The 17,567-nt window shown below is 66.0% G+C and carries 14 protein-coding genes; 8 read left to right on the top strand and 6 right to left on the bottom strand.

Annotated elements, in window-relative coordinates; genetic code table 11:
- Positions 1–5 precede the first annotated feature (5 nt).
- From EBS11_RS07525 to EBS11_RS07510, 4 genes are read left to right on the top strand one after another with little or no spacing between them, the layout of a single operon-like run.
- Entirely contained in the window at positions 6–1,106 is a 1,101-nt protein-coding gene (locus tag EBS11_RS07525) for an STM4014 family protein (RefSeq protein ID WP_290601742.1), read from the top strand.
- On the top strand, positions 1,099–1,956 hold the full coding sequence (locus tag EBS11_RS07520; RefSeq protein ID WP_290601741.1) for an STM4013/SEN3800 family hydrolase: 858 nt from the start codon (positions 1,099–1,101) through the stop codon (positions 1,954–1,956). Before EBS11_RS07525 ends, EBS11_RS07520 begins: the two co-directional genes overlap by 8 nt.
- The gene (locus tag EBS11_RS07515) at positions 1,953–3,332 is read left to right on the top strand and encodes an STM4012 family radical SAM protein (protein WP_290601739.1); all 1,380 of its coding nucleotides are present in this window, start codon (positions 1,953–1,955) and stop codon (positions 3,330–3,332) included. The genes EBS11_RS07520 and EBS11_RS07515 overlap by 4 nt, the downstream gene beginning before the upstream one ends.
- Positions 3,326–4,216, top strand: a complete 891-nt coding sequence (locus EBS11_RS07510) for an STM4011 family radical SAM protein (protein ID WP_290601737.1) — start codon at positions 3,326–3,328, stop codon at positions 4,214–4,216. The genes EBS11_RS07515 and EBS11_RS07510 overlap by 7 nt, the downstream gene beginning before the upstream one ends.
- 40 nt (positions 4,217–4,256) lie before the next feature.
- On the opposite strand, the gene EBS11_RS07505 is transcribed toward EBS11_RS07510, so the two are convergent.
- A complete protein-coding gene (locus tag EBS11_RS07505; protein WP_290601736.1) occupies positions 4,257–6,437 on the bottom strand; it encodes a prolyl oligopeptidase family serine peptidase in 2,181 nt (726 codons plus the stop codon).
- Positions 6,438–6,852: 415 nt separating this feature from the next.
- On the opposite strand from EBS11_RS07505, the gene EBS11_RS07500 reads away from it, so the two are divergent.
- Positions 6,853–8,640, top strand: a complete 1,788-nt coding sequence (locus EBS11_RS07500) for a GGDEF domain-containing protein (RefSeq protein ID WP_290601833.1) — start codon at positions 6,853–6,855, stop codon at positions 8,638–8,640.
- Between the two features lie 75 nt (positions 8,641–8,715).
- Here the strand turns inward: EBS11_RS07500 and EBS11_RS07495 are convergent, their stop codons facing one another.
- The 4 genes from EBS11_RS07495 to EBS11_RS07480 form a co-directional block, all read right to left on the bottom strand.
- Entirely contained in the window at positions 8,716–9,192 is a 477-nt protein-coding gene (locus EBS11_RS07495; RefSeq protein WP_290601735.1) for a DUF4262 domain-containing protein, read from the bottom strand.
- Positions 9,193–9,291: 99 nt separating this feature from the next.
- Positions 9,292–10,692, bottom strand: a complete 1,401-nt coding sequence (locus tag EBS11_RS07490) for an SEL1-like repeat protein (protein WP_290601733.1) — start codon at positions 10,690–10,692, stop codon at positions 9,292–9,294.
- Positions 10,693–10,909: 217 nt separating this feature from the next.
- On the bottom strand, positions 10,910–11,539 hold the full coding sequence (locus EBS11_RS07485) for a 3'-5' exonuclease (protein WP_290601731.1): 630 nt from the start codon (positions 11,537–11,539) through the stop codon (positions 10,910–10,912).
- A 119-nt stretch (positions 11,540–11,658) separates the two neighbouring features.
- Complete coding sequence (locus EBS11_RS07480) at positions 11,659–12,909, bottom strand: Hsp70 family protein (RefSeq protein ID WP_290601729.1); 1,251 nt, start codon at positions 12,907–12,909, stop codon at positions 11,659–11,661.
- 179 nt (positions 12,910–13,088) lie between these two features.
- On the opposite strand from EBS11_RS07480, the gene EBS11_RS07475 reads away from it, so the two are divergent.
- Positions 13,089–15,158 (top strand): Ig-like domain-containing protein, encoded by a 2,070-nt coding sequence (locus EBS11_RS07475; RefSeq protein ID WP_290601727.1) that lies wholly within the window; start codon positions 13,089–13,091, stop codon positions 15,156–15,158.
- Between the two features lie 201 nt (positions 15,159–15,359).
- On the top strand, positions 15,360–16,457 hold the full coding sequence (locus EBS11_RS07470; RefSeq protein WP_290601726.1) for a LacI family DNA-binding transcriptional regulator: 1,098 nt from the start codon (positions 15,360–15,362) through the stop codon (positions 16,455–16,457).
- 177 nt (positions 16,458–16,634) lie between these two features.
- On the opposite strand, the gene EBS11_RS07465 is transcribed toward EBS11_RS07470, so the two are convergent.
- Entirely contained in the window at positions 16,635–17,054 is a 420-nt protein-coding gene (locus tag EBS11_RS07465; protein WP_290601724.1) for a YidB family protein, read from the bottom strand.
- A 263-nt stretch (positions 17,055–17,317) separates the two neighbouring features.
- On the opposite strand from EBS11_RS07465, the gene EBS11_RS07460 reads away from it, so the two are divergent.
- Positions 17,318–17,530, top strand: a complete 213-nt coding sequence (locus EBS11_RS07460; protein ID WP_102299139.1) for a hypothetical protein — start codon at positions 17,318–17,320, stop codon at positions 17,528–17,530.
- Positions 17,531–17,567: the final 37 nt, after the last annotated feature.

Below are 17,567 nucleotides of genomic sequence, written 5' to 3'. Positions count from 1 at the left end.
GCCCTTTGCACCTCCCCCTCACCCTGCTGGCCACCGCCGGCAGCAAGCGCGTGCGCCTGATGCAGGCGGCGCGCGCGCAGCTGCGCCTGCCGCCCGCGCAGGTGCTGGAATGGCGCGACTGGCTGGCGCGGCCGGACTTGCTCGGTGCCGCGCTGGCGCAGCCGGGCCGGCTGAAGGTCGAGCCGCCCGGCGACGATCCCGCCGCCCACCTGCGGTTGCTGCGGGCGGGCTGCCGCCTGCTGGACCGCCCGCCCGTCGCCGCCCCCGCGCACGGCCAGCTGCTGGCCATGGATGCCTGGTTTGCGGGCTTTTCCCATGCCATGCAGGACCTGGCGGCGCAACTGGCCCGGCTGCCGCAGGCCCGCGTCTTCAATGCCCCGGCCGAGATCACCCTCATGACGGACAAGCTGGCCTGCCAGCGCCACCTGGCCGCGCACGGCGTGCCCGTGCCCTTGCTGCTGGGAGCAGTGGAGAACTACGACCACCTGCAGTCGCTGCTGCATGAACATGGCCTCGACCGCGTCTATCTGAAACCGCGCTATGGCTCGTCCGCTTCCGGCGTCGTCGCCTACCGCAGGAACAAGGCCGGGCGGCAGCAAGCCACCACCTCGGCCTCCCTGTCGCGGGCGCACGGCCAGACGCATTTGTTCAACGTCAAGCGCATGGCCCGCTACGAAACGCGGCACGACATCGCCGCCCTCGTCGACGCGCTGGCCGCGCAGCAGCTGTACGCGGAAGCATGGCTGAACAAGCCGCGCTGCGGCGACAGCCACTACGACCTGCGCGTCGTGACCGTGGCCGGCCAGCCCGCGCACCGCGTGGCGCGCATCGGCGACCGCATGATGACCAATCTGCACCTCGACAACCGCCGCGGCGATGCATCCGGCCTGCTGGACGGCGCCGGCATGCGGGCACTGGAAGACACGGCGGCCCTGGCCGCGCGCGCCTTCCCGGCCAGCCACGTGACGGGCTACGACCTCGTCGTGCGCCACGGCCAGGCCCGCGTGCTGGAGGCGAACACCTTCGGCGACCTGCTGCCCGGCTTACTGTGGCAAGGCGCCGACACCTACGCGGCGCAACTGGCCCGCTTCCCTCACCATGCCTGAACTAACCTCCGCCATCCCCGACATGCGCGCCATCGTCGGCAGCCACGACATCGTCTTCATCACGCTCGACACCCTGCGCTTTGACGTGGCGCAAGCCCTGTACGCGGCGGGAGAATTGCCCGTGCTGGGGCGCCTGCTGCCACCGGGCGGCTGGGAGCGGCGCCACTCGCCCGCCACCTTCACCTATGCGGCGCACCAGGCCTTCTTTGCCGGCTTTTTGCCCACGCCGGCCGCGCCGGGCCGCCATCCGCGCCTGTTCGCCAGCGCGTTTGCGGGCAGCGAAACGACGTCGCCCGACACGTTTGCCTTCGAAGAAGCGGACCTGCCCGCCGCGCTGGCCGCGCGCGGCTACCGCACCATCTGCATCGGCGGCGTGGGCTTCTTCAACAAGCAGACGGCGCTGGGCTCCGTGCTGCCGTCGCTGTTCCAGGAAAGCCACTGGAGCGCGGGCATGGGCGTGGCCAGCCGCCATTCGACGCAGAAGCAGGTGGCGCTGGCGATGCAACTGCTGGCCGAAAACGCCCAGCGCACCTTCTTATTCCTCAACGTGGCCGCCCTGCACGCGCCGAACCGCGCCTACCTGCCCGGCTGCCGCGCCGATTGCCTGGACAGCCACGCGGCGGCCCTGCGCTACGTGGATGGCGCGCTGGCGCCCCTGTTTGCCGCCTGCGCCGCGCGCGCGCCCACCTTTGCCATCGTCTGCTCGGACCACGGCAGCGCCTATGGCGAAGACGGCTACCGGGGCCACCGCATCGCCCACGACAGCGTGTGGAGCGTGCCCTACGCGCATTTTTTCATAGAACCCGATACGGCCGCCTCAAAACAGCCACCCCAGGAGTCCCCATCGTGAACCCTTCCGAACAAGCTGGCACCCTGGCGCAGCGCATGCGCCACACGCCCTACCAGGCCTATTCGTATTCCTACCCGCACAAGGCGGCCTACCGCGCCCTGCCGCAGGCGGCGCCGCTGGCGCCCCTGTGGGCGCGGCAGGACCGCTCCGCCCTCTTCGCCTACATCCACATTCCATTCTGCGAAATGCGCTGCGGCTTTTGCAACCTGTTCGCCATGGCCCGCCCGGGCGCCGACATGGTCGAACGCTACGTGCGGCAGGTGCTGCTGCAGATGCGCGCACTCAACGGCGCGCTGGGCGAGCGGCGCTTTGCCCGTTTCGCGCTGGGCGGCGGCACGCCCACCTACCTGTCGCCGGCGCAGCTCGACACCCTGCTGTGCGGCGCGCGCGACATCCTCGGCATCGACCTGCAAACCACGCCGGCCGGCATCGAAGCGTCGCCCGAAACCATCACGGCGGAGCGCCTGACCGTCTGCCGCGCGCATGGCATCGACCGGGTCAGCCTGGGCATCCAGAGCTTTGCCGCCGGCGAAATGCGCGCCCTGGCCCGCCCCCAGCAGAACGCCACCGTCCATCACGCCATCGGCCTGATACGGGCGGCCGGCTTTCCCACCCTGAACCTGGACCTGATCTACGGCATCGCCGGGCAAACCGTGGCCAGCCTGCTCGCCTCCATCGACAGCGCGCTGGCCTTCCGCCCCGAGGAAATCTATCTGTATCCCCTCTACGTGCGCGAGCAGACGGGACTCGGTAAAGTGGCGCGTCGCCAGGGCGCGCAGTCGCTGGCTCCCATCATGCTGGCGCAGGACGGCGACAGCCGCCTGGCCCTGTACGCGGCCGCGCGCGACCATTTGCGCGCCCAAGGCTACGAACAGGTCTCGATGCGCATGTTCCGCGCACCCCACGCGCCGGAACAGGACGGGCCGTCGTATTGCTGCCAGAACGACGGCATGGTGGGCCTGGGCGCCGGCGCCCGTTCCTACACGGCCAGCCTGCATTATTCGAGCGAGTACGCGGTGGCGCGGGCAGAGACCATCGGCATCATCGACAACTACCTGACACTGGACGAAGAACGCTTCGCCCAGGCCGAACACGGCTACGTGCTGGACGAGGAAGAACAGCGCCGCCGCTACGTGATCCAGTCGCTGCTGACGCAGCCGGGCCTGGACCGCGACGCCTACGCGGCCCGCTTCGGCACGCGCTGCGAAGCGGATCTGCCGCAGCTGGCCGAGCTGCACGCCCTGGCACTGGTGGAGGAAGACGGCCCGCTGCTGCGCCTGAATGACCGTGGTTACTCGTATGCCGACACCATCGGCCCGTGGCTGGCATCGAGCACGGTACGCGCGCTGATGGCGCAGGAGGGCCAGGCATGCTGACAGCGCAGCCGGGCACCTTGTCCCTGCTGTACCGGGGCACGCTGGCCAGCTGCAACTACGCCTGCGGCTACTGCCCCTTCGCCAAGAAGCGCGACAGCCGCGCGGCGCTGGCCCGCGATGCGCGCGAAGTGGCGCGCTTTACCGGCTGGGTGGCGGCCCAGGAGCGGGACATCGGCGTGCTGTTCACGCCCTGGGGCGAAGCGCTGGTGCGGCGCCACTACCGCGCGGCCATGCAGGCCCTGGCCCGCCTGCCGCACGTGCGCCAGGTGGCGCTGCAGACGAATCTGTCCGGCCCCCTGAACTGGCTGGATGGCATGGCTGGTTTGGAAAAGATCGGCCTGTGGTGCACCTACCACCCGGACCAGACGACGCTGGCGCGCTTTCTCGAACGCTGTGCGCGCCTGGACGCCATGGGCGTGCGCTACTCCGTCGGCATCGTGGCGATGAACGAACACCGGGACGCCATCCGCGCCCTGCGCGCCGCCCTGCCGGCCCACGTCTACCTGTGGCTGAACGCCTACGACCGGCGCGGTCCCGGCTACTACGGCGAACAGGACCTGGCCTGGCTGGACGCCATCGACCCGTGGTTCGCGCAGAACCGCCGCCCGTCGCCCTCGCGCGGCAAACCGTGCCTGGCGGGCGAGGCGTCGCTGTCCGTCGATGGCGACGGCGAACTGGCGCGCTGCCATTTCGTGCCGCAGCGGCTGGGGAATCTGTATGAGGATGATCTGGCGGACATGCTGCAGGAACGCGCCTGCCCCCGCTTCAAGTGCGACTGCTATATCGGCTATGCGCAGCGCAAGGATCTGCCGTTCCAGACGGTATTCGGGGAGGGGGTGCTGGCGAGGATTTGCCCGAAAGCAAGGGCCGGGGTCGGACCCTGAGGGTCCGACCCCAGTCTTTGCCTGGGGGTTTAACTACGGATTACTGCGCCGCCACCTTGGCCGGCTCCGCCACTGCCGGCGTCATCTTCAGCGAACGGCTGAGGAAGCCCCAGCGGTCGGCCACTTCCTCGATCTGCTTGGTCGTCGGCTTGCCGGCGCCATGGCCCGCCTTGCTGTCGATGCGGATCAGCACGGGCGCCGCGCCGCCTTGCGCTGCCTGGGCGGCAGCGGCGAACTTGAAGCTGTGGGCAGGCACGACGCGGTCGTCGTGGTCGGCCGTCGTGATCATGGTGGCCGGATAGCAGCCGCCCGCCTTCAGGTTGTGCAGCGGCGAGTATTTCACCAGCGCCTTGAACTGTTCGGCATCGTCCGACGAACCGTAGTCAGGCACCCAGCCCCAGCCCACGGTGAACTTGTGGAAACGCAACATGTCGAGCACGCCCACCTGCGGGATGGCCGCGGCGAACAGGTCGGGACGCTGCGTCATGGCCGCGCCCACCAGCAGGCCGCCATTGCTGCCGCCGCCGATGGCCAGCTTCGATGGCGAGGTGACCTTGTTCGCCACCAGCCACTCGGCTGCGCCGATGAAGTCGTCGAAGACGTTTTGTTTGTTCAGCTTGGTGCCAGCCTGGTGCCACGCTTCGCCGTACTCGCCGCCGCCGCGCAGGTTGGCCATCACGTAGACGCCGCCCATTTCCACCCAAGCAAGATTGGCCACGGAGAAGCTTGGCGTCAGGGAAATGTTAAAGCCGCCATAGCCGTACAGATAGGTGGGGTTGGAGCCGTCGAGCTTCATGCCTTTTTTCGAGACGATGAACATCGGCACCTTGGTGCCGTCGCGGCTGGTGAAGAACTGCTGGCGCGTCTCGAAGGCGTTCGGGTCGAAATCGACCTTCGGCTGGCGATACACGGTGCTCTTGCCCGTCTTCATGTCGTAGCGGTAGACGGTGGCTGGCGTCGTAAAGCTGGTGAAGGAGTAGAACGTTTCCGTGTCGCCACGCTTGCCCGCGAAGCCGCCGGCCGAACCGATGCCCGGCAAGGCCACTTCACGCACCAGTTTACCGTTCAGGTCGACGATCTTGATTTGCGTTTGCGCATCTTTCAAGTAATCGAGCACCAGCTGGTTGTTGATCAGGTTGACGGCGACGAGGGTTTCCGCGCTTTGCGGCACGATTTCCTTCCAGTCGGCGGGCAGCGGCTTGCGCGTGTCGATGGCGATCACGCGCGACTTCGGCGCATTGTTGTCCGTCTTGAAGAAGAACACGGGGCCGTCATTATCGATGAAGGAATACGAGGCGTCGAACGCTTCCAGCAAGCCCACCACCTTGGCGTTCTTCTGGCGCAAGTCCTTGTAGAAGACGCGGTTCTTGCGTTCCGTGCCCTGCGACGCCGTGATGATCAGGTAATTGCCATCGTCGCTGACGACGCTGCCGCCGAACGCCCATTCCTTCTGGTCGGGACGGTCGAAGACGAGCACGTCATCGCTTTGCGGCGTGCCGATCTTGTGGAAATACAATTTCTGGAAGTAATTGATGTCGGCCAGCTTGGTCGCCTCGTTCGGCGCGTCATAGCGGCTGTAGAAGAAACCCTTGTTGTCCTTGGTCCACGAGGCGCCCGAGAACTTGGCCCACTTGATGTGGTCCGTCAAGTCCTTGCCCGTCTCGATGTCGCGCACCTTCCACTCGTTCCAGTCGGAACCGGAGGCGGCCGTGGCATACGCCAGGTACTTGCCGTTCGGGCTGATCGAGGTGCCGGCCAGCGCCACCGTGCCATCCGTGGACAGGGTGTTCGGGTCCAGCAGCAGGCGCGGCTCGTCCGTCAGCTTTTTCACCGTGTACAGCACGGCCTGGTTCTGCAAGCCGTCATTGCGGCTGTAGAAATAGCGGCCACCCTGTTTGCTTGGCGTAGAGAAACGCTCATAGTTCCACAGCTTGGTCAGGCGCTGCTTGATCGCTTCGCGCTCGGGAATGGTGCCCAGGTACGATTGCGTCAGCTTGTTTTGCGCCACGACCCACTCGCCCGTTTCCGCGCTGTTGGCATCTTCCAGCCAGCGGTAAGGATCGGCGATGGTGGTGCCGAAATAGCTGTCTTGCTGGTCGACTTTCTTGCTGACCGGATACGTGACTGGCGTGCCGTCGCCGGCCGGGCAGGATTGTGCCATGGCATTGCCACCGAAAGCGGCCAGCAGGCTGAATATGAGGGTTGCACTACGTAATTGCATGGGTTGTTTGTCTCATTGTTGGATGTCGAAGAAAGCAGGCCGCCCGATTCAGCGCTGCGGCTGCCCATGTTGACTTTCGCCAAGAGAAATCATAGCGCGGAATGGTACTTTTAAAGCACAGTTATCGGGGGAATTTGCCGTCTTTTGTTTGGGGATTTCACGTGTATCGCCGTCATAAATCGCGTTTTTGGCAAGAATCGGCAAACTGACGGTCAGCAATAAATATTGTCAAAAGCAAATACGTTTCATCAAGCCGTCATAAATCTTCTTTACTATCGGCAACATGTTCATGGCCCGTCCAGAGGCCGTGCCGCCAGACTCCCCTATGCCTACTCTCGCCTTCCCCGCCGCCACCACCGCGCCTGCCGCTGCGACGCCATCGAATGTGGCGTACCTGAAGCCGCCTTCAACACCCATGAGCATCGAAGGGACGGATGCCTTGCACGAGATCCTGGCGGGCCGCAAGCTGAGCGCCCTGTTTCAACCGATCATCCACATGCAGAGCGGCGAGATCATCGGCTACGAAGGCCTGATACGGGGGCCATCGGACAGTCCCCTGCATGCGCCGATGAATCTGTTCAAGGTGGCGCGCGCGAATGACCTGACCCTGGAAGTGGAACACCTGTGCCGCCAGGTGGTGCTGGAACGCTTTGCCGAACTGCAGCTGCCGGGCAAGCTGTTTCTCAACGTCAGCCCGGAATGTTTGTTGCTGCGCAATGCGCGCCATGGCGAAACCCTGGAATACATCGAACACATCGGCATCAATCCGGACCGGGTCATCATCGAGCTGACGGAAAACCAGCCCACCTACGACTACGAGCTGATGCGCGAAGCGGTGCTGCATTACCGCAACATGGGTTTCCAGATCGCCATCGATGACCTGGGCGAAGGCTTTTCCAGCCTGCGCCTGTGGTCGGAACTGCGGCCGGAATACGTGAAGATCGACATGCATTTCATCCAGGGCATCAATCATGACCCCGTGAAACTGCAATTCGTGCGTTCCATCCAGGAAATCGCGGAAAAATCGGGCACCCTGGTGATCGCCGAAGGCATCGAGGCGCAGACGGAACTGCTCGTCCTGCGCGACCTGGGCGTGGCCTTTGGCCAGGGCTATCACCTGGGGCGGCCGAATATGGTGCCGGCGCGCGCCCTGCCGGCCGAGGTGGTACAGGCGTTGGGGCGCAATGGCGTGGCCGTGTATCCGCAGCGCAGCAGCCTGGAAAAGAACGGTGCCAGCATCCGCAAGCTGCTGCACCGGGTGGCGGCCGTCTCGCCGGAAAAGAACAATAACGAGGTGTACGACATTTTCCTGAAGGAACCGAAGCTGATGATCATCCCCGTCGTCGACGACGGCGTGCCGCTGGGCCTGATCAGCCGCTTCGAGATGATCGACCACTTCGCCCGCCCCTACCAGCGCGAGCTGTACGGCAAGAAATCCTGCAGCTTGTTCATGGATGCCAATCCCCTCATCGCCGACCACGAGACGAGCTTGCAGGAGCTCAGCTACACCATGGTGCAGTCCGATGCCCACCACCTGTTCAACGGCTTCATCATCACCGAGCACGGCCGTTACCTGGGCATGGGCACGGGCCACGACCTGATGCGCGAAATCACGCAGATGCAGATCAACGCGGCCCGCTACGCGAACCCGCTGACGCAGCTGCCCGGCAACGTGCCCATCAACGAACACATCGACCGCCTGCTGCACAGCGGCAGCCGCTTCTGGGTCTGCTATTGCGACCTCGACCACTTCAAGCCCTTCAACGACGTGTACGGCTACCGCAAGGGCGACGACGTGATCCAGCTGACGGGCGAAATCCTCAGCGGCCATTGCGACCCGAACCGCGACTTCATCGGCCACATCGGCGGCGACGATTTCATGATCCTGTTCCAGAGCGAGGACTGGGAAGCGCGCTGCCAGGCCATGCTGGACGATTTTGCGGCCGCCATCCTGGCCTGCTACAGCACGGTGGACTGCGAACGGGGCGGCTACATCAGCGAAGACCGGCAAGGAAAAAAGGTGTTTTATTCGCTCATCAGCCTGTCCCTGGGCGTCATCAAGGTCGAGGCGCACCAGTATTACACGCACCACCAGATCGCCACGCGGGCGGCGGAAGCGAAGAAGCAGGCCAAGAAAATCCACGGCAACAGCCTGTTCCTGGACCGCCGCCAGGGCATGGGCGCGGCCCGCATGGATGCCTAGGACGGGTCAAGCGCCAGCAAACTCGCCGCGCCACTGAGGAGCGCGCTGGCAGCAGGCGCCGGCGCCCGGGCGGGTTCAGTCCGGCCGTGGCGCGGGACCCAGCAGCGGCTGGCTGGCGACATACGCCTTGGCGGCTGCCGCATCCCAGGGGAAATGGCCGTCGCGCGACGGCCAGACGATCTGGTACAAGGTGAAGTCATTGCCCTGGTAAAACCAGCGCGCATAGCCGGCCCAGTCGCGGTAGCGGGCCTCGGGCACGCGCACGAAGGCGCATTGATGGCCGTCGAGCAAGACGCCCGTCGTCTGCGTGAAATCCGTAATGGCGCCGCTGCGCGCCGCATCGAGGGCCAGGTCGACGATCTGGTGGGCCGTCGCCTGCGGCAAGCCCATGATCAGGAATTCGGGCAAGCCGAAGCTGTGGAAAGCGCCTATCGTGAAGGTGTAGCCCGGCCCTTCTTCATCGCCGCCGATATGCACGCAATGCCAGCCATAGGTGGCGATGTCGTCTATGACCTTTTGTTCGGATGCATCGTCGCCTGCCTGCCTTACCATCGCCGTCCTTTCGCTGTGCCGCCTGAAAACGCATGCGGGATCGAACCGCATGCAGAGCGGCAATTATCGCATGCGGTCCGCTGTCACGGCGCATGCGCCTCAGGCGGGCGGGGGCGGGTCGGGCGGCACGGCCTGCGCATGGGCCAGGCGCCACTGCCGCGTCAATTCCCGGGCCTCCCGCAATTGTGCCGGCGCCAGCTTGCCGGCCGTGGATTCCCGCGCGCCGGCCGCCGTGCCATCGCCGCCGTCGGCCGCCAGCGCCAGCCACATGTAGGCGCGCACGGGGTCCTTGTCCACGCCGCGTCCGCCGTTGTACATGCCGCCCAGGTTGTACTGGGCCAGCGCATGGCCCTGCTCGGCGGCGCGCGCATACCAGTGCACGGCCAGGCCATCGTCCTGCGGCACGCCATGGCCGTTCGCATACATGACGCCCAGGTTATTTTGCGCGCTGGCATCGCCCTGCTCGGCGGCCGTGCGGTACCAGCGCACGGCGCACACTTCGTCGCGGGCCACGCCATGGCCATTGGCATACATCACGCCCAGGTTGAACTGGGCATTCGAGGCCCCCTGGGCCGCCGCCCTGGCGTACCAGTCGAGGGCCTGGCGCAGGTCGCGGGCGACGCCGCGCCCGCCCGCGTACATGCCGCCCAGGTTGTATTGCGCCATGCAGTGGCCCTGCAGGGCGGCGCGGCGGTACCAGGCGACGGCGCGCGCCTCGTCCTTGTCCACGCCCTGGCCGCGCGCCAGCATCACGCCCAGGTTGAACTGGGCATCGGCATCGTCCTGCTCGGCCGCACGCTGCAGCCAGGCGTAGGCACGCAGCTGGTCGGGCGCCACGCCCAGGCCTTCCGCGTACGCCACGCCCAGTTGCCGCTGCGCCACGGCCAGGCCCTGGGCGGCCGCCTGGCGAAACCAGGCCAGCGCCTGCGTATCGCTTTGCGCCACGCCCTGGCCCCGCTTGTAGACGAGGCCCAGATTCAGCTGCGCCTGCGCATCGCCCTGCAGGGCGGCCTTGCGGAACCAGGCCAGGGCCAGCGCATCGTTCTTCTTCGCCCCCAGCCCCTGCGCATACGCTTCGCCCAGCAGCGACTGCGCGCTGGCCACGCCCTGCTCGGAGGCGCGGTAGAACCAGGCCAGCGCCAGCTCGTCGCTTTGCAGCACGCCGCGCCCCTTTCGGTACATCTGGCCCAGGTTCTGCTGGGCCGACGCATCGCCCTGCGCGGCCGCGCGGCGGAACCACAGCACGGCCTCCTCGTCGCTCTGCGCCACGCCGCGGCCATGGTAATACAGGGCGCCCAGGTGGTTTTGCGCAAAGGCCAGCCCCTGCAGCGCCGCCAGGCGCAGCCAGACGAAGGCCCGCGCATCGTCGTGCGCCACGCCTTCGCCCTTCTTGTACATCAGCCCCAGATTGAACTGGGCATAAGGATTGCCCTGTTCGGCAGCCGTGCGGAACCAGATGTACGCCTGATGGCTGTCTCTGGCAGTATGGTGCTTGTCCATGTGCGCCCCCATCCACATTGCGCTTGCCGGCGGCGCGCGCAAAACGGCGGCCCAGGGCGGCGAAATCGTGTGTTGCTTAAATTTTAAATTCGCTGGGCGCGGAGGACTTGAGCGAACTCAAAGGAAATAACAAAATTACATCGCTTTGATGAGTTCGCTTCAAGGGGAAACGGGAGCGTGCGCGCCAGAATTGGCGCGCGGCAAGAGAGAGCGGCGGCTAGCGGCGCGACGGGTGCTTGTGCAGGAATTGCGGCACCTTCGCTGCCGCCAGCTTGTTCAGGGCCACGAGCAGCCCCGCATCGACGTCGGCGATGCCGTAGTTGCTGCGCAAATGGCGGCCGATATGGATCAGCACCTGCGCCGCCACCTCCGCATCGGACTCGGCCCTGTGGGCGGCGCTCTTGAAGGCGATGCCCAGCTGGCTCGACAGCAGGCCCAGCTTGTAGCTGGACAGGCCGGGAAACACGCGGCGCGACAGTTTCAATGAACACACGAGCGCCTCGTGCGCGGGCGCCAGGTTCAGGCGGGCGCTTTCCGCGCGCAGGAATTTTTCATCGAAGCTGGCGTTGTGCGCCGACAGGGCATCGCTGCCAATAAAATCCAGCAGCTGCGGCACCACTTCCGCCACGGGCGGGGCATGGTCCACCATGGCCTGCGTGATGCCCGTCAAGCCCGTGATGAAGGAGGGAATGCGCGCATTGCAGTTGATCAGGGTCACGTAACGGTCCGTGATCTGCCCGCCCTCGATGCGCAGGGCGGCCACTTCCGTGATGCGGTCGCCCATGTCGGGTGACAGGCCGGTCGTCTCGAAGTCGATCATGACGATCGGTTTGTCAAACACATGCATGGGGCGTTCTTTCGTGGGTGCAACAGTGGGTGTATCGATAAAATGCGCAGGGCAAGGCGCCGCGTCGAAGACAGTACACTAGTACGGCAAGGCGCGGCAACGCCGCCATGCACATTTTATCAGCCGAACTTGCGCACGGCATCGAGCGCCAGTCCCGCGCCGATGCTGCCGAACAAATCGCCTTCGACCTTGCGCGCCGCCGGCACCAGGGCCGCGATCTTTTCGCGCAGCAGGCGCACGCCGCTGGAACCGCCCGTGAAGAAGACGGTATCGACGGCTTCCGGCGTCACGCCCGCGTCGCGCAGCAGGCGCAGCACGGTCTCTTCCACGGAACCGCACAGGTGGCCGATGGCCTCGTCGAATTGCCCGCGTTTCAGCAGCAGGCTTTGCGCAGGCGACAAGCGGTCCAGCTCCAGCTGCACTTCGGCCGCATCGGACAGGGCGATCTTGCCCTCTTCCACCTTCATGGCCAGCCAGTGTCCGGCGCGCTCGTCGATGAGCTTTTGCAGGCGCCCCATCTTGTCTTGCTCGCGCGCATCGCGGCACACGTCGGCCAGCTGCACCCAGATCTTCTTCGTGTACGCCAGGTTGATGGTGTGCCACGTAGCCAGGTTGAAATAATAGCTGGAGGGCACTTCGCTATTGTTGTGCAGGCGGCTGCCATAGCCGAGCAAGGGCATGACGGAAGACAGGCTCAGGTATTTATCGAAGTCCGTGCCGCCGATGTGCACGCCGCCGGTGGCGAGGATGTCGTCGCGCCGCTCGGTCTTCTTCGCCCGTTCGGGCGACAGGCGCACCAGCGAAAAGTCGGACGTGCCGCCGCCGATGTCGGCGATCAGCACCAGTTCTTCCTTGTCGATCTGCGACTCGTAGTCGAATGCGGCGGCGATGGGTTCGAACTGGAAGGCCACGTCCTTGAAGCCGACGGAGCGGGCCACTTCGGCCAGGGTATCCTGCGCCAGCTGGTCGGCCTGCGCATTGTCGTCGATAAAGAAGACGGGACGGCCGAACACGGCCGACGTGAACTCGCGCCCGGCGGACTGCTCGGCGCGGCGTTTCACTTCGCCGATGAACTGCGACAGCAGCAGGCGGAACGGCAGCGCGCGGCCGCCCACTTCCGTCTGGCCATCGATGAGACTGGTGCCCAGCAAGCTCTTGAGCGAGCGCATGAGGCGCCCCTCGTAGCCGGCCAGATAGCCGGCCAGCGCCGCGCGGCCAAAACTGACTTCCTCGTCTTCCGCATTGAAGAAGACGACGGATGGCAAGGTGGTCTTGCCATCTTCCAGGCCGAGCATGGTGCTCTGCCCGGGACGCGCCCAGCCTACCGTGGAATTTGACGTGCCGAAATCGACGCCGCAAGCATTGGCCATGTCGACCCTTCCCTGAATAAAGGGGCGTTATCTTATCAGAACGGGCGTCATTGCACCAGAAAAATACTTCCGGCACGGCCCGGACAACAAGCTTGCTTTGCATCAAGTAGCTGCCGCGTGCAAAAGCTACTCTTTAGAAATTGACGCCGAGCAATTCGGCAAGCTCCCGGAGACCCATCGTGCCCTTCGTCCGCCTGCGCCACGCCCGCCCCCTGCACCACCTGCCGGCATCGCTGTGCGCCGCCCTCTTCGCCTGCCTGGCCGGCTGCGGCGGCGCAGGCAGCGCCGGGACGCAGGCGTCCGGCGGCTGCACCCTGCATGGGACGGCCGACTGCGGCGGCACCCTGCCCGATCCCGTCGTGCCGCCCGTGACGCCGCCCGTGACGCCGCCCGTGATTCCCCCCGTCACGCCGCCCGAGCCGGCCAGCCTGGCCGCCGACGTCAAGCTGGTGTTTTCCAGCACGGAACTGGCCTCGGCGGGCCTGCCCGGCGGCGAGGTGGCCGTCACGGCCCTGGTCAAGGATGGCGCCAACCTGGCCTTGCCGAACGCAAAGATTTCCTTTGCCGCCGATTCGGGCATCCTCGGCAGCGTCGACAGCGTGACGGACAAGAATGGCCAGGCACGCGCCCTGCTGGGCACGGGCGGGGCCAACGGCAACCGCTCCATCACGGTGACGGCCACGGTGGGTGCGCGCAGCGGCAGCGGCACGGTGGCCGTGACGGGCAGCACGGTGGAACTGCTGGGGCCATCGGCCTTGCTGCTGGGCCAGGGCGCGGACTTCACCGTCACCGTGCGCGACTCGGCGCGCCGGCCCGTGGCTGGCGCCGCCGTCAGCTACGGCACGGGCGCCGGCAACAGCCTGCGCGTGAAGGATGGCGGCGCGGCCGTCAGCAATGCGCAAGGCCAGCTGCTGCTGCGCCTCACGGCGGGCAGCCTGGGCAAGGATGCCGTGTCCGCCGGCGCGCTGGGCGCCAGCGCCGCGCAAGCCTATGCCGTGGCCGGCAGCGACCTGCGCCTGAGTCCGGCCATCAGCCAGGACGCCAGCGGCGCGGACGTGCTGCCGGAAATTCCCACCTTCGCCTGCCAGGCCATCGACGTGCGCTACGACAAAGCGGGCGTGACGCAGTCCGGCAGCGCCAGCCTGGCCACTTCGCGCGGCAGCCTGTTCGGCGACAGCGGCTGCAGCCAGGCGCTGCCGCCCAGCTTGACCTTTAACAATGGCAATTTGCCGCGCAGCTATCTCCAGTCGGCGCATGCGGGCGTGGCCACCGTCACGGCCGCCGTAGCGGGCGGCCCCACGGCGCAGACGCGGCTGGAATTCGTCGCGCCCCTGAGCGGCGCCAGCACGCTGGCCGTGCAGGCCGAACCGGCCGTCCTGCGCGCCAGCACGGCCGCGTCGGGCGAGCAGGCCAGCGTCATCAGCGCCGTCGTGCGCGATGGCGCGGCGAACAACCTCGTCAAGAATGCTCCCGTCGTGTTTACCATCGTGAGCGACCCCAGCGGCGGTTTCCTGCGGCAGGCGGGCCGCGTCTACACGGGCAGCGACGGGCTGGCGCGGGCCATCTACGTGGCGGGACCGGCCGACAGCGGCCGCGACGGCGTGCTGATCCAGGCCCGCATCGACGGTGCCGCGCAGGCGGCGGCAAGCGGACAGGTCAGCCTGACGGTGGCGCGCCAGGCCCTGTCGATCAAGCTGGGCACGGGCAACCAGGTGCGCGAGTATTCGGCCAGCGTGCTGCAGAAGGAGTTTGCCGTCTTCGTTTCCGACAGCGCCGGCAACGCCGTGCCCGGCGTCGCCATCACGGCCGCCGCCTGGCCCAGCCGGTATGCCAAGGGCTATTATGTGTGGGAGGCGGACAAGCCGGAATTTCCCGACACGGGCGTGTGGCGCCTGGCCCTGCCCCACTACAGCTGTCCCAACGAGGACGTGCTGCGCAACGGCATCTACGACGCCGCATATGACCGCAACGGCAATGGCGTGCTGGACCCGGGCATCCCCCTCACCGTCAGCGCCAGCGGCCCCAGCGATGCGCTGGGCATGGCCACCGTCACCGTCAGCTATCCCCGCAACTACGGTTCCTGGGTGCAACTGGCGCTGACCGTGCGGGGCACGGTGAGCGGCACGGAAGCGAGCACCACGGCCGAGCTGCCGCTGGCCACCCTGGCCAGCGACTTCAGCGCGCGCCGCGTGCCGCCGCCGGGACGCATCAGCCCCTATGGCAGCGGCCCCTGCGACAGCCCCGACTGAGGCGCGCGCGGCCCGCCGCGACGGACCCGCACGCCGCCTGCCAGCGCATCCTATTCTTTTGCAACAAAAATAATAAACGTGAACAAGCATGCACTCTTGCCACGTAGAAATATTTTCGCTATGCTCATTCTTCCCGCCCGGGCCGCCACAAGCGGCCGGGCCTGCAGGAATACTTTGAGACAGGTTGCTTGCCAGACCAATATGCGAAAAAAGAATACTGCCGTCCGGAACTCCAGCACCACCCCCTGCATCCTGCCCGGCGCCGCCCGCCGCGTCACCTCGTATGACGTGGCCCTGCTGGCCGGCGTCTCGCAATCGGCCGTGTCGCGCTGCTTCAAGCCGGGCGCCAGCATCTCGCAAGCGACGCACGCCAAGGTCATGCAGGCGGCCATCACCCTCGATTACATCCCCAACGCGGCCGCGCGCAGCCTCATCACGCGCCGCTCGAACCTGGTGGCCGTCATCATTTCCAATCTGGCCAATCTGTACTACCCGCAAGTGCTGTCCGACCTGAGCCAGCAAATCGCCCGCCTGGGCAAGCGTTTGCTGCTGTTCACCCTGGAGCGCGAAGCCGATATCGGCAGGGTGCTCAGCGATGTGTGGCAATACCAGGTCGATGGCGCCATCGTCGCCGCCGCCCTGTCCGACGAGCAGATGGCCGAGTTCGGCAAGCGCGCGGTACCGCTGGTGCTGTTCAACCGCAGCCCCCGCGAGCACGCCGTGCACGCCGTGCTGTGCGACCAGGCGGAAGCGGCGCGCCTGCTCGTGTCGCGCCTGGCCGAGGCGGGCCACCGCCAGTTCGCCATCATCGACGGCCCCGGCGATTCGGCCGTGGCGCAGGAACGCAAGGCTGGCGTGCTGGACCGCCTGCTGGTCCTGGGCTTGCCCGCGCCCATCGTCGTCAGCGGCAACTATGATTACGCCAGCGGCGGACTGGGCTTGCGCAAGGTCATCGACCGCCTGGGCCGCGTGCCCGACGCCGTCATCTGCGGCAACGACATCATGGCCATCGGCTGCCTGGACACGGCGCGCCACCAGATGGGCATCCAGGTGCCGCTGCAGATGTCCGTGGCCGGCTTCGACGCGCTGGAAGCGTCCGGCTGGCTCAGCTACGACATCACCACCCTGCGCCAGCCCGTGCAAAAAATGGCCGCCGATGCCGTCGCCATGCTGGGAGAATTGATGGACCGGCGCGGCGGCAGCGCCGAGCGGAGACGGTATTGCTCGTATCTGGTCGAGGGCAGCACGGCGCGGCTGACTGCCGAGCCACAACGTTTCGGCATGATGGCCGCCGCCTGAAAACGCCCGTGGCGTTGTTGCCGGGAGCACTCTTGTCCTTCGCCATGCTCGCGTACTGTCGTCGGGGCGGCGCCTGGCCACAGGCGTTGTTCAGACGTCCACACTGAGCACCCGGAAACCTTGCACATAAAAAAACCTCGCATCGCTGCGAGGTTTTTTGTCAGGGCATCGCTTGTATCAACCGAAAAACTTACCCTTGAGCATATTCAAGCCCTGGCTGACGAGGTCATTGCCTTCCGGCACCTGACCGTTCGGCGTCAGCTTGTCGATCAGCTGCGGCAACAGGGCCGCCAGGCCGCCCGATGCGGCGTCCGGCGCGACGCCCGCCTTTTCGGCGATCTGGGTGATGGTGTCGGTGCCCAGGGCATCCTTGATCTGTTCGCCGGACACGGGCGCATTGGCGCCGGTGCCGATCCAGCTGGCCACCTGGTCGCCCAGGCCGCTTTCCTGGAATTTTTGCAGCAGGCCGGGCAAGCCGCCATGCTGGTTGACCAGCTCCATCACGCTGGCCATCAGCCCCGACTGGGCTTCCCCATCGGCACCCTTGTTGCCCAAAGCGCTCATCGCCTGTCCTGCAAGTTGGTCTAGCAAACTCATCGTAATCTCCTGAACGCTATCGATTAGGGCCGCGTCACTGCGGCGTCCGGTAAGGTCGGAGTGTCATCTCCGACATGCGCAACAATTATACTATGAATAATAAAAATGCCATGATTGCAATTTAACAGGCCATGGAAATACGGGCTCGGCTGCAGCTGCGCCCACCTCCATCATATTTACTTCGGCACAACATGCAAGCGTAAATTGAGCAAAAACAAAACCGTGTAGAATAAATTTTCCCACTTACTGAGGAGTATCAAGATATGAACATCAATAAAGCGGTAGACAAGGCCTACGAAAAAAAGACGTTCAAGGAAATCGCCGATGCCCCCGTCGATGCGCTGCAAGGCGTGAGCGAGAAGGACGCCGAGCTGCTCAAGCAGGCATTCAACGTCAAGACCGTGCGTGACCTGGCCAACCTGAAGTACGCGAAATGGGCGCGCGCCATCGTCACCCTGGCCGATACGGAAGAATAAGTCGCTGCCATGCCCCGCATGCAGGACACTGCCAGGC

Source organism: Janthinobacterium sp., from assembly GCF_009923995.1.
Lineage (GTDB): Bacteria > Pseudomonadota > Gammaproteobacteria > Burkholderiales > Burkholderiaceae_D > Janthinobacterium.
The sequence above is the reverse complement of the archived record's forward strand: the minus strand, read 5'-3'. Positions and strand labels throughout refer to the sequence as shown.

Coding starts and splice junctions, on each gene's coding strand:
- EBS11_RS07520 (WP_290601741.1), top strand. CDS start 1,099: ATGCCTGAACTAACCTCCGCCATCCCCGACATGCGCGCCATCGTCGGC.
- EBS11_RS07500 (WP_290601833.1), top strand. CDS start 6,853: ATGAGCATCGAAGGGACGGATGCCTTGCACGAGATCCTGGCGGGCCGC.
- EBS11_RS07465 (WP_290601724.1), bottom strand. CDS start 17,054: ATGAGTTTGCTAGACCAACTTGCAGGACAGGCGATGAGCGCTTTGGGC.
- EBS11_RS07490 (WP_290601733.1), bottom strand. CDS start 10,692: ATGGACAAGCACCATACTGCCAGAGACAGCCATCAGGCGTACATCTGG.
- EBS11_RS07480 (WP_290601729.1), bottom strand. CDS start 12,909: ATGGCCAATGCTTGCGGCGTCGATTTCGGCACGTCAAATTCCACGGTA.
- EBS11_RS07505 (WP_290601736.1), bottom strand. CDS start 6,437: ATGCAATTACGTAGTGCAACCCTCATATTCAGCCTGCTGGCCGCTTTC.
- EBS11_RS07460 (WP_102299139.1), top strand. CDS start 17,318: ATGAACATCAATAAAGCGGTAGACAAGGCCTACGAAAAAAAGACGTTC.
- EBS11_RS07485 (WP_290601731.1), bottom strand. CDS start 11,539: ATGCATGTGTTTGACAAACCGATCGTCATGATCGACTTCGAGACGACC.
- EBS11_RS07495 (WP_290601735.1), bottom strand. CDS start 9,192: ATGGTAAGGCAGGCAGGCGACGATGCATCCGAACAAAAGGTCATAGAC.
- EBS11_RS07510 (WP_290601737.1), top strand. CDS start 3,326: ATGCTGACAGCGCAGCCGGGCACCTTGTCCCTGCTGTACCGGGGCACG.
- EBS11_RS07470 (WP_290601726.1), top strand. CDS start 15,360: ATGCGAAAAAAGAATACTGCCGTCCGGAACTCCAGCACCACCCCCTGC.